Origin of the sequence: Shewanella oncorhynchi (assembly GCF_030848765.1) — a bacterium.
Classification (GTDB): Bacteria; Pseudomonadota; Gammaproteobacteria; order Enterobacterales; family Shewanellaceae; genus Shewanella; species Shewanella oncorhynchi.
Genome location: NZ_CP132914.1, coordinates 1,222,377 through 1,237,644, shown reverse-complemented (window position 1 = coordinate 1,237,644; position 15,268 = coordinate 1,222,377). Strand labels below are relative to the sequence as shown.

Annotated in this window: 8 protein-coding genes; 4 read left to right on the top strand and 4 right to left on the bottom strand. The window is 39.9% G+C overall.

The window, feature by feature from the left end; translation table 11 throughout:
• Positions 1-3: 3 nt before the first annotated feature.
• From cas5fv to cas1f, 4 genes are read right to left on the bottom strand one after another with little or no spacing between them, the layout of a single operon-like run.
• Positions 4-1,014, bottom strand: coding sequence for a type I-Fv CRISPR-associated protein Cas5fv (cas5fv, locus tag RA178_RS05625; RefSeq protein WP_306684877.1), 1,011 nt, complete (start codon positions 1,012-1,014; stop codon positions 4-6).
• Positions 1,015-1,022: 8 nt separating this feature from the next.
• Positions 1,023-1,970, bottom strand: a complete 948-nt coding sequence (gene cas7fv, locus RA178_RS05620; protein ID WP_263236829.1) for a type I-Fv CRISPR-associated protein Cas7fv — start codon at positions 1,968-1,970, stop codon at positions 1,023-1,025.
• Positions 1,971-1,973: 3 nt separating this feature from the next.
• Positions 1,974-4,910: a CRISPR-associated endonuclease Cas3'' gene (locus RA178_RS05615; RefSeq protein WP_306684876.1), complete on the bottom strand. Its 2,937-nt coding sequence runs from the start codon at positions 4,908-4,910 to the stop codon at positions 1,974-1,976.
• Between the two features lie 12 nt (positions 4,911-4,922).
• Positions 4,923-5,900 (bottom strand): type I-F CRISPR-associated endonuclease Cas1f, encoded by a 978-nt coding sequence (gene cas1f, locus RA178_RS05610; protein ID WP_263236825.1) that lies wholly within the window; start codon positions 5,898-5,900, stop codon positions 4,923-4,925.
• A gap of 3,123 nt (positions 5,901-9,023) precedes the next feature.
• On the opposite strand from cas1f, the gene RA178_RS05605 reads away from it, so the two are divergent.
• The 4 genes from RA178_RS05605 to RA178_RS05590 all read left to right on the top strand — a co-directional run bounded on the left by RA178_RS05605 (position 9,024) and on the right by RA178_RS05590 (position 15,020).
• Positions 9,024-10,847 carry an NACHT domain-containing protein gene (locus RA178_RS05605; protein ID WP_306684874.1) on the top strand — a complete coding sequence of 608 codons (1,824 nt, stop codon included), beginning with the start codon at positions 9,024-9,026 and terminating at the stop codon, positions 10,845-10,847.
• 528 nt (positions 10,848-11,375) lie between these two features.
• Complete coding sequence (locus RA178_RS05600; RefSeq protein WP_306684873.1) at positions 11,376-12,710, top strand: hypothetical protein; 1,335 nt, start codon at positions 11,376-11,378, stop codon at positions 12,708-12,710.
• Positions 12,711-13,413: 703 nt separating this feature from the next.
• Positions 13,414-13,761, top strand: a complete 348-nt coding sequence (locus RA178_RS05595) for a helix-turn-helix domain-containing protein (RefSeq protein WP_306684872.1) — start codon at positions 13,414-13,416, stop codon at positions 13,759-13,761.
• The gene (locus tag RA178_RS05590; RefSeq protein ID WP_306684871.1) at positions 13,758-15,020 is read left to right on the top strand and encodes a type II toxin-antitoxin system HipA family toxin; all 1,263 of its coding nucleotides are present in this window, start codon (positions 13,758-13,760) and stop codon (positions 15,018-15,020) included. The genes RA178_RS05595 and RA178_RS05590 overlap by 4 nt, the downstream gene beginning before the upstream one ends.
• Positions 15,021-15,268: the final 248 nt, after the last annotated feature.

The following is a 15,268-nucleotide window of genomic DNA, read 5'->3' as shown; positions in this document are numbered from 1 at the left end:
CTCCTAAATTCGAATGTTTGATACATAAGCCAGCCCTTTTTTCCCAAGGTAAAAGCTTGATACGCCAGCATTTTCAATCAAGCTTTTGATTTCTTGGGCTTTGTTTCGATCCACATCGATACTAATTTCCAATTGACCACTGGCTTTGGTCATCATGGAAGTCACTTCACCTTGCCCTTTTATCTTTTCTTTTTTGATAAAAGGATTACCCCAGATTGTTTTTTTGGGTCCCGTTGTATATCGGTCCATGAAGTCTTTTTTAGTGAAACCTCGTTTGGAAATTCCACTAATCCCCCCTGCTTTCGTTTTAGCTGTGGTCATATTAAAGCTAGTTTCTAAGCGGGCAAGCTGAAGGTAAAGCGCCGAGCAATAAATGCTGATAGGTGTGATCAAACCTTTATTATTTAAATATTCAATATCAGGAAAGTATTCATTTAGTACCTTTAATACTTGGGCTAAATCATCACTATTTTCTAGTGCTTTTTCCTGATTAAGGCTCTCCAAGCGATTGATAATACTTAACGGGTTTAACTCAATAGATCCTACAACTTGTGATTGCTTAATAATAAAATCACAGAGCTGAGTGAAATCGAGATCCAAAACGCCCCAAAATTGCTGTGAATATTCAGAGGTAAAAACAGGATCAGACACTTTGATCATTCCAGTAAATGCATTCTGATCCGTACTGCCATTCATATTACGAATAAATGATATTTCATTGGTCAACTGCGGCTTATCTATAAAGCTGACTTTATCTTCCAGTGCTTCGAAGTAATAAGCGGATTCGTACATTTTACTGCGCGCCTGATAAAGCTTTCGTTGGTCGCCAATTAAACGATTTAGTACTCCCATTACGGTATCTAAGGTATTTTCACACACCTTAAAATTGCCTTCTTTTTTTAAGCTCGTCATTGAGCCTAAAAATTCGCGGCCTTTTTTCGGTACAGGTTCATTATTTGAACCACCTAAAAAGGCATTACGCCAGCAAGAGTCATATTCTATGATTATTTTCATGCAACCTCCTATTTTGCATAAAAATACTGTGCAAATGGTGCATGCTGCTCATTGATGATTTCTGACTCATCACGCTTGATACGCATCATTTTATGGCTGTCGTTGTAATCCACCGTGATGTCATCCACGTACATATAACCTTTAGCTTGGCGAATAGACAAATTAGCTAAGCGTTCTAATGTTTCAGCAATCAAGGCTTTTACTGCATCATCATTAAGTAAAATGCCGCATTCTCCCTCTTCGAATATAGTGCCTCTTCTGACGTAGTTTGAATGAAAAATGGCTTGTGGATTTAAGCTGGGGTTAAGTGACTGAATATAATTCTGTAGTTCAGCGGCAATAACCTCCCCCTCTCCTTCTTTGATAACCATTGCAGCACGATCAAACTTCTTATCCAACGATATAAACTGCAGCTGTTCAATACTAATAGAGCCATAGGAAATGTATTCTGTATCCCCAAAAGTGGTTTTTGAAAAAAATGATGTACTATCTCTTGCTCCTGCCTGCCCATATTGTTCAAAATTGCCGTTGCCCAATTGATCAACAAAATCTTCCAACAATAGCGGACTGGTGCGCTTACATTGACTTGATGGCACTACGTAACCACGGATCAACCCCGTAATTGAAGCTAGGACATTTTTGAGGTTTTTGTCACTGGCATAATGTAAATCGAATGCTTGTTCACGAAATAAATGATGGCGAATGCAATTTTGACTTATATACAGTGGCGTTTCTTTAAAATTAATGTCAGTTGCTTGTTTTTTATATTTATAGCCCGTTTCATCTTTCACTTTACCGGTCAAGTTTGTGTAACCACGCAATTTTGGCAAGGTATGATTATCAACCGTTTTACCATCATCGCCGGTTAAGGTTGTAGGCCCATTCCAATTCACTACGCCATGACCTAATGCTTTAATTTTAAAATCAACACTTTTAATTCCCGTTACTTTTTGCATGATTTATTCCTCATCTTCAGTGGTTTGATTAATTTGTTTAATGGACATAGCACCGATGGCTTGTTTGTCGCACACGGCGTAATAAATGGCATGAGGATGACGAGCACTTTCGCCACCCACTTGCAGTAAATCATTAGTGGTATAACTCAAATAAATCGGTGACTCTGGGTCGCGTGCTTCGTTGAGTAAAATCTTATCAGTGAACGCCTTACCCGTGCCGCCCATAATGTTGTGATGTTTTTTAAACATGTGGGATAGTAAATCTTTATCGCTTTGATCATAACCACAAATAGCTTTGATGGCGTATGTGAGATTGTCGATATTACTGTCATCATCCACTGGAATCGAATAAGCGTAGGCTTCAATATATTTCGGCTCAGCTTGACTTAAATCCACCACAGCTAATTGTACAAAGCGATTATCACCGCGCAGTGATCCTTTGCTGATCTTGGTGCGTTTTTTATCTTTGTTGTTCTTTGGTGAAGCAGTAATGGGATCAACAATTTTCGCTTTGATTTGTTGCACACTATTTTTGAGGGCGGCCACTAAGTCACTTGCAATAACCCCCCGATTACGCTCGGTGTGATGAAAGGTGAAATAAAGTTGATAAATCTCTGGCAAAGTAAAGGTATTGTCTACCAATTCACTATGTAAAAACTGATACCAAGCCCGAACAGAACTCAATGTATACATTTTTGATAGAAAGCCCGCTGCTGGCCCCTTACCTTTGCCATTGGCGATTGTTTCAGGCACAGCTAAGGTATAGGTATTCACCTGACTATTTTCACCAAAACGATCTAAACGACCCAAACGCTGTAAACAATCTTCAGCACTGGTGATTTCGGCCACCATATAATCACAACTGATATTAAGCGACGCTTGTACAATCGGACCACTGCGTAGCACTTCATATTTGCGAGTGCCATCGCGCTTGTAAGCCTCGTACACTTCACCAAACCATTTACGTTTATCACTTTTAATAAATTTGGAATGCAATAACACCGCATTCTCGTTGTGCTGATTTTTAATAAAACTGTTTTGCGCCGTCAGCGCCATGTTACTGATAACAAAAGTACAGCCACTCTGTTGTGCAAATAGCGGGTTTATATTGCTTAGATTAGTATCATCAAAGATTTTAAAATCGAGTTGATACTGGCTTGGGTTAAATGATGGCATGACTTTAATATCGTCAGGGTGAATACCGAGTAAATCTTCTACAAAGACATAATGAGGTGTTGCCGACACTAATAAGGTCTTAGCTTGATCTTTTTGCATTTTTTTTGCTGCTATGAGTTCAGCAAACAGCAAATTAAAAGCTGGCATGTTGACGTATTCATGGAACTCATCAAACACTACATGCACATTTAAAAAATCAATAAGCGTATTAGCTTTCGTGTGACTGATCACTGAGCCAAGAATTTGGTCTATGGTGGTGATCACTATATCACCGGAAAAGTTTTCATCATCAGGAATAGGGTTATCCCATTGATTGTGGAATTTAAATTCACCTGTATTAATTTCAATGGTGCTATTGGGAAGGTATTGCTCTGAGGTCAGCTCATAAAATAATCCTTGGCAGACTTGTACGCGAGGGCAAACCCAAATAATCCGTTTTGCCCCCTGCAATTTGGCCCACTCTAAGGCGATTTTGGTTTTACCACAGCCTGCAGCCCCCGCGAGCACAGCGACATCTTCGGCGGTGGTTAGCTGCTTGGCAATATCCCTTTGTTTTTGACTGCGCTCACTCGTAGGAAAAAAGGCGTTTAGGCAAGTGTCAATATCAGAACTAAGTGTCGTTTCCACTTCAAATAGCTCGGTAACTATTTCATCTAACTGGCGCTCAAAAATGGCAGTATGTAACTCTGCCGCGCTCAATGCCGATACAGTACGATCAGCTGAGATCAAACAAGCACGTACTATGTTGTTTAGCGCATTGAGTTTAACATTGGTGCTATTGGCCAATACCGACTCTTCAAATTCATATTCTTTGTAACTGGGTAAGGCTGGTGCATCGGGCAGATTCGCCACTAGATCTTGTTCAACTTCAGTTAAGAAGGCTTTTTCAAGAAGGCTATTCGTTAACTCACGATACTTTTTATCGATTCCGATAACCTGCCTAAGCAGTGTTTGAGCTTGAGCGACAATATCAGATAGACCTATCTCTTTTTGATTTGCCACTAGCTTTTTGCTGATGTCTTTATAGGTATCAAAACCATTCTTTTCTTTACGAAATGGCTTAGCATGATGCCAGTACACCGCATGCTTTACTGAGCGTTTATTACTTGGGTTTAGTAATTTAAGTTCTGCACTATCAAGCAATTGATAGAGTAGCAGTGACACTTCATTATGCCTTGGATGTTTATCAAAGCTAAATTTAGCATCATCAATGTGTTGTCCATCTTCGGCAATTAAGCCCCTCTTTTTGGGATTAGTCACCCACTCTTGAAACTTGGGGTCAATTTTTCCTAAGTCATGCAAACAACCTGCAATAAAATTCGCAATTGAAAACTGTGTATTGTCTGGAAATAACTGACGGTGCAGTAGCTCGGCTACAAAGCCGACCGCAAATAAATGCTCACTCAGCGGCTGTAGTTGGGTGTTGGCATACAACACACCTTGCTTGGGTTTGTCTGTTACAACATCCATAAAAACCTCTTTCACTGTATTATTAACCGGCACTATGCCCTGGGCATTAAATTTCGACCTGTTACCCACCACCCACAACAGCTGAGTTCTTGAACGTGAGCGGATCCAGTGGCAACTCACGGCGGTGCTTTTACTGGCGGTTTGGCGCAGCATTTTTTTAACAGTTAATAGCCCATCTTCGGTGATCAGAGTTTGCCAAGTGTTATCACCTATGCGATTGGCGAAAGCATCAAGCACGCGGCGGGTCTTTTTCAGGGCATTTTTCTCGCACTGACTGATAAAAGTCACCATCATAGCTGCTGTACCTTATAAGCCTTGGGCTGCAATTTGCTCAGCACTGTAGTCTTGGAGTGCAACGGCTTTAACCGTATTAAACATAAAATCTAATGCTTTATGATCGGTAAATGCCTGCAATACTTGCTGACGAAATTCTTGCTCAGTGGCGTTCTCTTTGGCGCAAACAAAAGCCCATGGCAACACTATGGCATCTTTGATGAGATCCGCGACGTCGAACACTAAGGCCCCGCGGCGAGTCTTGCCATGCATCACCGCAAAACCGTGGGGAATGCCCAGTACCCAGAGGCAACTAGCTGCAAGTCCATAGGCTAAATAATTGCCGTGGTTTAAAAAGTCATTAGCGATATCTGTGCTTTGGTGTTGACGGGTAAAATCTTTGAGTTGGGTATTATTGGCGGCGTGCTTGTATAGCACTTTCGTTAACTGAGCTTCGGTCAATAGCAGGTCGGACTGTTTGGTTGCCACCTTTGTGCGGGTATGAAAAGTCTCAAGCGCGGCTTGGATTGCCGGATCCTTAAAAATAAAGCCTTCCGTTTTGAGTTCGCGATCCCTCTGCCACACTTGCTCGATAAATTGGATGCGGGCTTGCTGAAAGGTTTTCGCGGCGAGTAATCGTTTTTCATCATCGAACCAAAATTGCATCCAACCGTGCAAATATTCAGTGGGCCGGTATTCACTCTGGGGCGTCAGCCATTCCACTTCGCAGGTCATATAAAGTGGCGTGCCGCCACCGCCACAAAAGCCGACTAATACACCTGCCTGCGCCAGCATTCGCATGGCAGCTTGGGTGACGGACGTGCCATTGCCCAATAACAAAACTGTGGTATTGGCGATGGGGATATTGAAATATTGGTTTTCGTTTTTTGCTTCGGTTAAGTAAAGCACACGACCGTCTTTCTGCATCACTCGACAGTATTCGAGGTAATAAACATTAGCTCGTTTAGAATGAAGTATCGTTTTTAAATCCGAGGGAGAAAGATCGTCCATAAATACCTCCATGTGGAATGAAAAGCTTCAACAAATCAAAGCTATCGTCCTAATTCAAGCAATAGTAACTTAGAACCATTTGATTCCCTATGCAACAATCGATACATCGCTCACATATCAGCAACAACCTCACGAAAAACATACATTGTCAGAACCAAAGTCAATAATTAAGAAAGGATCAAAGGATCACAAAATCGATCTATTGAAGTTGGTATATCCGAGCACACCTATTTTTTGAGCTTCTGAGAAAGTAAGGAGAATAATTATTTATAATCAACACTATAGATAGCGTTCAAAATTATGAACGCCCCTTAAAAGCCCGCTAATAAAACAACAACCAAGCCCTCTAAAATCCTCATATGTAGTGAAGCACTGCGCGTCACTGCCCCCGCAATCAACCGAGCCGGAAGGACCCGTGATGATAATGGTTCGCATCTACATCGAGTTGAGAGCGATTCTCATCATCATAAAGTGTCGCGTTCGGTTTCAATCAAACCGTGAGCATCGGCGAGACACAAAATCCGCCCATCTGAAAATCAAAATTCCTCATAATTGCACATGATCATCGCTCCATTCCTATCCATGCAGGATGACTAATATAGGTAAAGATAACGACTCTGGCACTCGGTTAAAATGAGCCTAGTCCTAGACAGAAGCAATTCACCTAAAACCGTCTAAAACCGTTTAAAACCTTGGCTTTTACCCTCTTCACCCTATTGCCAATATTTAACACCAAAGCAACAAATGCACGCTGTTGCATCCTCCACTAGGGTTGATGCAATGACTCGTCTGTAGCCTTACTGCTGCATGGGCTAGAGTGCTCCCAACTTTTTGAGGCTATCTAGGGATTATCTAGGCCGCATCGAAAAACGGTTGAACCATATTGGTGCAACACACTGAACAACACCCATTGAATAGAAACATATCAGTAACAATTCAAACTAAGGCAGCATGAGCCTAAAAACGCGTTCAATCACTCAGAAACAGTGTGCAGATCATCCCACTTTGCCTGCTTTTAATGACCAAAAACGGCGAGCGGATAGCACCCAAGCAGGATGAGGCAACGACCGAAACCGTGAGCCGAATAGAAGGATCCATTTGGGCGCCATCAATTCACCCAGAACTGCCAAAAAACTCACCTTTTGCCCTACCCTTTACGCCCTTCAAGCGTTAACACAAAAGCAACAAAAGCGAGCCGTTGCATCCTCCTCTAGGGTTGATGCAACGACTCGCCTGTAGCCTTACTGCTGCATGGGTTTGAGTGCTCCCAACTTTTTAAGGGGATCTAGGGATTATCTAGGCCGCATCGAAGTACTGTTGAACTCGAATGGCGTAATCCCCCTATCGCCGTATAACATATAAGCAACAACTACAACTAAGAAAACGTGCGATATTCTCACTCGTCATCGTCGCATAACACGCCTATATCCGCCCTAACATTACCGACTTCACCCACAGACATGATGTAAATGCCTGAACGACTAATACATCTGCAGGTATTAAGCAGCTAACGAACGGAAGCATGCACCTTAATGCTTGGTATCAGCCCTATCCATCCCCTTATCCCAACAAGCAATTAGCCAGCGTGAGATCAGCGGACACAGCTGCAGGTAAACACGGCAGGATCATAGAACCAGCGGAACAACATGCTTAGGTACCCACCATCATCGACCACCGGCATTAGCGAATTACTGTTCAGCGCTCATGATGCGCTTTGGGATTGGATAAAGCTGACGACTAGGCATGACGCGTAAGGTGCTCGGGTGACACGTCTGCAGGTGAAGAAAGTGGTCTAAGAACAGGTCAAACAGAACGCACGATGCAATTAGATCCGACAGGTAGCTTTAGCTCACTTCTGCCCATTCCTTGTTTCGGCGTAGTTCGCTGACAGCTCTCGAGTCATGATTGATGACCAAATTTTTGTAATGCTACAGTGGCTACTTTGACTGTGGCGATTCTGGCGCCAGCAGAGTATGAGAGGCTGTATTTTGAGGATTTAGAAAGGTGTACTTAAACGCTAACAACATAGAGTCTGGAAAATATAGGCTACTCGAAAGCAGCCTATATCGGCAGTGTTACATATCATTTTTTCGAAGACTTGCTAGGTTTTAAATCGGGGTTGTTGCCGGGGGTGTTTTTATTGTCACGTCTGCGTTGATCAACTTTACCAGTAGAATCAGCAATCGGTTTTGGACCTGGTTTAAGAGCCATAATAGTTAACCTTATTTTTAATGAGGGAATATCCTCACTTTAGTAGATGAGGGTGTGAAATCAGGTTTCAAGGGATGCCAAAAAAATATTTTAACTTCTCACTGGTGACTCACTCTAACCAAGAGTATTTCATTGCCTGACCTTTAAAGGACAACCTTTTACCGGAAGTCACCCCAGTGAAGCTCTTGTGATAAGGCTTTTGACACAGCGGTTATTCTCTCTGGATGTTAAATTGCACCCAAAATTGTTCCACTTCCCCCCCTAATTTGCATCCAAAACAGATCCACAAACTTAATGAAATCCTGCGGACTACTGGTAGGGAGGATGTTGAGTGTTAGATGTGTCTTTATTAAGCGTGCTCAGACGTTGGTGTAAGCTAAGCATCCCGTCTTAGGTGGCGAGCTGAATAGCCCAGAACACGAGTGGGGTTTCAAGGCAATAAAGTCTGTGATGCTCATGATCCCGAAGGCAATATCTTTCAGGTCCGGGGCAGTATGCTGTAACAACTGGTTCAAACCATTCGCTTCGCTCATTGGGACGGGCTTAAAGCCCGCCCCTTAACCAAACGTAGAACTAAGCCGCTGCGCGTAGCCCAAAAGAGGCTCAGTTGAGTATATTATCCTCATTAAATCAGCTAAACTTAAAAAAATATGAAGGATTACAACGATGACAAAGGATTTTCAATGAAATACGTAGAAACCACGCAATATTATTTTTTCAAAAAAGCTCTACAGCTCAGAGGCTGTGTCAAAGAAATAAAATCCAATGACGTGAAGAATACTAACTAACTTTAACTCAGATTTTGTAATGAATTTAGCGAATGGTACAAAAACTAAAATGTTAATAAAATTTCAGTTATTTTATCACAAACCATTATATTGTTGACCGCAATAGTCATAGGAAAGAAATTATATGGATAGCATTGAGACTGCAACAGTAGCGGCAATTAAGAATGTAGCAGGTAAAGAGGCCGAAGCATTAACAAACTTCCTAAAGAAAAAAATTACTAATAAGTGGCAGGAGCATGTAGGTGAGAGAGAACTAATAAAATATCAGAGCAAGATAATTGGATATCTATATTTCTTTACAATTAATAATCCAGACCAAAAAACATATATTGATGATATATATGTACCTATAAATATAGAAACTGCGCAAGGAAATAAATTCAAAGTAGAGTCTCTTCTAAGTCGGGGGCGTGGTTTCAGTGCGGTTTCAGGTGTAGCTGGACATGGAAAATCAACCTTCCTGCGTCACTTAATGAGAACTCTCATTGTTGATGAATTATCCGAACAAATCCCAATTTTCTTCGAATTAAAGTACTTTAAGGATGATAGGATTGAAATCCAATTATGCGAATGGCTTAATCAGTGCGGACTGCAAGTCGATATTAGCTTTGTAACCAAGTTGCTTAGAGAGGGACGATTTACAGTATTGCTTGATGCTTTTGACGAATTGCCATCAGATCTTATGGATATTTGCGAGCAGAGAATTGTTCAGTTTTGCCAAAATTATGAAAACATAAACCTAATTGTTACAACAAGGCCAAACTTGCAGATTTCACGAAATTCTTTGGGAAATCATTACCAGATGGTTGATCTGGATAGAATGCAGGTGACAAAAATATTGGAACAAGTATGTGAATCAAAAGCGGACGCAATAAATGCGACTAGTGCCATCTTCTCTAGCAGTTTTGCCTCTGGTGCAATTAAAACTCCAATTTTAGCTGTTCTTGTCTCTCTTACATACAAAAGATGGAAGAGTATCCCTAAAACAATGTCGGAGTTTTATAATCGTGTATTTAACACTTTACTTTCTATTCACGATAACACTAAATCCGGTAAGCAAATTCGTCGAGAAATAAAAACAAATCTTGAAGATGTTCAAATACTAAGCGTTGTTAACAATCTGTCCTATTACTTGACAATAGATGAGAAGTATAACTTTACAAAGTTTGATTTTGATGATGTGTGTTTAAAGTCGCTAAAGAACCAATCTTTCGAATCAAGCGAATTAGACGCAATTTTTAAATGCCTAAAGAGTGCTTGCAATATCCTAGTTAAAGATGGTTTCGATGAATATAAATATATCCATCGCAGTTTTCAAGAGTTTTACGCTGCAAAGTATATTACTTCATTGCATCATAGTAAAAAGAAGGTCTTCTATTCTAAATGTTTAAGTGACAACAGCTTCGGTCTTAGAATGAGAGAAGTGATTAAATTTCTTTGTGAAATTGATGAAGTATATATGTATGAATTTTATATTGTACCATACTTACTGCAGAACAAATGTATAGCACCGTACAAGCATCTCGACATCTTTTCATTAAGGGAGATTAATTTCACTCACCTAGTTGAAATAATTATTGAGTCCAAAAGTGTAGCCCTTGAAGGTAGGATGATTGAAACGTCATACTCTAACCTTTTTATCTACATATTATTGCTTGGTGAGGATGTTATAGATGAAATTTCTGAACAGATTGATATATTGTTGTGCAAAAACGACTTGTCTATCATAAATGAGAAACTAGTTCCCTCTCATACTACCCATCGCCAATTGAATATGTATCCAGCAAAAAAAATTGTCGAATTATACTATTCCGATGATAGTTTTATTCAAAAGGTTTGTAGGGCGTTAGAAGAAGAACTGAGTGATGCTGAGACTGAATTAGATAGAAAGCTTGATAAAATTTCTAATAAGACAGAAGAAGATGTTGATGACGTATATAATCTTTAGAAACTGTAGGTCATACTTCAGTTGTACTATAATCTGGTATATGTTAACAGGTGATAGCAAAGACAATAATAAATAAAACAGTCTGTCCTTTCGAATAAACTAACCTACTTTTTATAATCAACGGTAGGTTAGTTAGATTCAATGTTCTAACACGCTTTTGTCCAGGTACTTGTCAGAGGAATGCAGTTGACACGTTCGTGCCCCAAAACGAGTTAACAGGTTGTCAGTGGTAAAGTAATGAGCGGACTTTCTAGGCTAAAAATTTTCATCGTTACACCCCGTGTGATGTAATTCACTAATCCCCCATCAAAAAGCAGGATAAGAACACAGTCGTATTCAAAGCATAATAATTTTGAACTATTTTTACCCTGTACTTGTGCGCGTTTGTCCGGATGGCATATTTGAGGAAAATCTGATAAGTTCCTTTTATTACAAGTAATTAACTATACGCGTTTTTACTGGTCTAATGAGGTAAACGCGCATGCACATAAATACTAAGACGTTAGACATAAAAGGAACTTCTATCCTATGAATTGTTTTATCTGCAACAAACTACTGGTTGATAACATTGAACAAAAAAATGAATGTGAGAAGCACTGTGAACATATTTTACATAATGCTCTTAGAGGAAAGCTAAAGTCACAAAATATTTTATGCAAACAATGTGGAAATAAACTTAATGACGAGATAGACATTGAATTTGTTAAATTTTTCTCCCCCATAAATGAATTATTTAAAGATTACATGAGGAAAAAGGATCATGGTTCTGCTTCTTCAACAACGATACTCGGCAAACTATTTAATGGAAGGTTATCTGATTTCGATGTTAACTACAAAGACGGTACTATTTCCCCATCAAGACCAAGTCATTCAATAGACTATGAAAATAGAATAGCTGAAATATTTGCCAGTAGCTCAATTATTACAAATTACAAGAAAAGAGTAACAGATGAAATAGAGGGGAATGGATATAACCAAAACTATTTCGAATATATAAATATTGAAACATATAAAGATTCGTTATTTGTGCCTTATATCGGCTTGAATATTGATAACTTAGATGAAAATATTAAGCTAGGTTATAATAAAATTGCTTCAGAGTTCGCCTTATATAGTGGTATTAAAAGAGAGAATTTAAACAGAACTATTAAAATTGATATAGATGGTTATGGAAAAATAATTTTTTCTAATAATATATTCCCATACTTTCCTAATTCATTGATAGAAGCTATTTATGAAGAGTTCAAGCCATTGATGGAGCCTAACTATCCTACTCACACCTTAATACTTTTCACTGAAGAGAAAAGCAACGGAAGGTATGTGTTGTACTGCTATATTGAGCTATATAGTACTTTTCAGAATTATGTAATCCTTAATCATGATTACCATCAAGAAGAAAATCATATTTATCATCAAACAATTTTGAAGCCTAAAATTTTAGACACTTCTGTTGGTGATGATTTGCGACAATCACTGAGAAGGTCACATGAAATGTTGATGAAAGCCATTAACAATGATGAAGTGCTAGATCCTTTAGAAAAAATTGTTAGAAAAAGAATAGATAGTTTATCGGAGTATGAATTATCTATACTAGAAAAAGAAGTCGATATAATAGAAGACTCTATATATAACCAAAACATGAGAAAAGAAAATTATTCATCAAGAGAAAGTTATGATTTAACATGGATTTATAAAAAGCTGTTTTATAATCTGCACAATGAAAGATTAGAGTCTACCCCCAAATTTTTAAGCATTGGCGCTACAACTAGTAAGGAGGCTACTGAAAAAATGGCTCAAAAATATTACTATGAAAAGTTGCAAAGACTACTAGTTACCATTCAGGCAGTAAAATACTCACTATAAAATGTCTAACAAGGCCATTTTATACGCTCACTTTAGTCACCTGGCGCTCGCAAGCTCGCGCCGTTTATGTCAGCATAAATTCATAGAAATTTTAATCTGAAACTGACGAGTTAGAGCAAAGGGTCTATCACGTTTTTGTCCCAAAAGTGTGATGTCGAGTGGAGATTGAGCGCTTGGAGCTCACGCAAGACTACTCAAAACCTCGCAATTCCCCTGATCTTTTTAACCTGATAAAATTAACATAAGGCCAACAAAAGCGAGTCATTGCATCCTCCTGTAGGGTTGATGCAATGACTCAACTGTGCCCCACTGCTGCATGAGGTTGAGTACTCCCAACTTTTTGAGGGGATCTAGGCCGCATCGAAGTGTAAGCAGGCTAAATTGACCCACTATAAATATCACCATCTAAAACTAGCAAATTAATAACATTGCAGATGTTCAATAACGACTCTTCAATGTCTACACAATCAAGCCGGCCTAATCACACACCCCAGCGCGGCCATATCGTACCCCACGACAACCTCCTCAACTATGACAAAATCCAATACGACATCAAAGGCACATATACAACGAATATGTTGTATCTATCCGTATAAACAACAAATTGATTGTATTCATACAAATTAACATCGTATTAGTTGTAATTAATAGCAAATAACAACTAATATGATGTTTATGAGTAAAAGATAACCGAGCCAACACCATGAAGCACCTCAGTGAATTAGCCGTAGAACTCAAGCACTACCGAGAACAACTAGCACTAAGTCAGAAAGACATGCTGCTGAACATTGGTATGTCACAGCAACAATACCAACGAATAGAAAGTGGCAGTGATACTCGCTTATCGACATTACTGAGAGTCTTGGAAGGATTAAATCTTGAAATGATGATCGTTCCTAAACAGCACATAAGTGCAGTAAAAACACTCATTAACCAAGCAACTTTAGAACCAGAAATTGACCGTCACTCGCCTAACAACTTAACGACAGAGACGGGCACATCTTGGGATAAGGTCCTACATTCAGTTGATGATAAAGAAGATAACCTATGAAACCGGCTGAATCAGTAGAGGCCCTCGCGCTTTATTTAAATCATCAACGGATTGCGATACTCACCCATTATTCTGGTGGTAAAAACATTCTGAAATTTGACCCTGAATATATCGCGATGCCAAAAGCACTTCGACCAACATTAACGCTCACCCAGCTGCTAGACCCCCACTACATCGATAAAATACAAGTCAGAACACAAAGATTATCACCGGTGCTGTCCAACTTGCTCCCCGAGGGCGCATTGCGGCATTGGATGTCTGCCGCGCTAAAAGTACATGAGAACAACGAATTTCCCATATTGGCATGGGCAGGAAACAATCTTCCCGGCGGCTTAATCGCATCAGCCATAGCAAAAGAAGATATCCCAGCCTGGGCACTATCACCACGGGAAAGAACAGAAGCTATCGTAATCGACATCACCCACACCAGTAATAAGTTCTCACTTGCTGGTGTTCAAATGAAATTCTCGACAAGCAGAAACGATGGACGATTCAACATAAATGCCAATCAAGAAGGCCAAGATAGTTGGATTATCAAGACGCCTTCAACAGTACACCGCAATGTCCCACAAAATGAATACACTGCAATGAAATTGGCACAAATAATCGGAGTCAATATCCCTGAAATTGAGCTCATCTCGCTTAATGCATTGGATAATCTACCCAACATCAAACTACCAGATGAGCCAACGGCTTATGCAATTAAGCGCTTTGACCGCAGTGATACGGGCCGCATTCATGCAGAGGACTTTGCCCAAATATTCGAAGTTTACGCTCATGATAAATACGGTAAATACAACTACGAAGCCATAGCTAAAGCTCTATATATGAGCAGCTACAATGGACTAAAAGACGTGCAGCAAATGGCAAGGCGATTGCTGGCCAATATCTTGCTCGCCAACGGTGATGCCCACTTAAAAAATTGGAGTGTTATCTACCCAGATACCCAAAATGCGATACTCTCGCCCGCTTACGATATTGTGAGCACCTTACCCTACATAGAAGGCGAAACCGCCATTGCACTCAACATGAATAAACAAAAGCTATGGTACGCCATTGATATCACTACCTTCCAAGCATGGGCAACGAGAACAGGCATACCATGGCCCGCGATAAAGGTTCATTTACTAGATGCCATGCAAAAAGCCCGTACTCTTTGGCCAGAGGCACTTGCTGAACTCCCAATGCATGAAGAGCATAAAGCGATATTAAAAGCACACTGGGCCAAACTACATAACGACTTTAAAATCCTCTGCTAGCTAATGATGTCAGGCCCTAATAACAATATTGATTTCGGTGGCAACATCGGGGTATAGGTGTGAATTAATTATCTAGAGATTTGATTCATCTTAAGGGAAAATTCCGCCCCAGAAGAGCCGCAAATGGGGGACTAGGGCGGGTTTTAGCGGTTGGTGTGAATCAGTCTGGGGTAGTGTGATTCAACCATACTGTTTCAAAATTATGTGTCCGATGAAATCGGACCATAACAAACCACTATAGCCAAGTC

What these genes read in the sequence shown, in the direction of transcription:
- cas5fv (WP_306684877.1), bottom strand. Translation starts at nt 1,014, where the DNA reads ATGAAAATAATCATAGAATATGACTCTTGCTGGCGTAATGCCTTTTTA.
- cas7fv (WP_263236829.1), bottom strand. Translation starts at nt 1,970, where the DNA reads ATGCAAAAAGTAACGGGAATTAAAAGTGTTGATTTTAAAATTAAAGCA.
- RA178_RS05615 (WP_306684876.1), bottom strand. Translation starts at nt 4,910, where the DNA reads ATGATGGTGACTTTTATCAGTCAGTGCGAGAAAAATGCCCTGAAAAAG.
- cas1f (WP_263236825.1), bottom strand. Translation starts at nt 5,900, where the DNA reads ATGGACGATCTTTCTCCCTCGGATTTAAAAACGATACTTCATTCTAAA.
- RA178_RS05605 (WP_306684874.1), top strand. Translation starts at nt 9,024, where the DNA reads ATGGATAGCATTGAGACTGCAACAGTAGCGGCAATTAAGAATGTAGCA.
- RA178_RS05600 (WP_306684873.1), top strand. Translation starts at nt 11,376, where the DNA reads ATGAATTGTTTTATCTGCAACAAACTACTGGTTGATAACATTGAACAA.
- RA178_RS05595 (WP_306684872.1), top strand. Translation starts at nt 13,414, where the DNA reads ATGAAGCACCTCAGTGAATTAGCCGTAGAACTCAAGCACTACCGAGAA.
- RA178_RS05590 (WP_306684871.1), top strand. Translation starts at nt 13,758, where the DNA reads ATGAAACCGGCTGAATCAGTAGAGGCCCTCGCGCTTTATTTAAATCAT.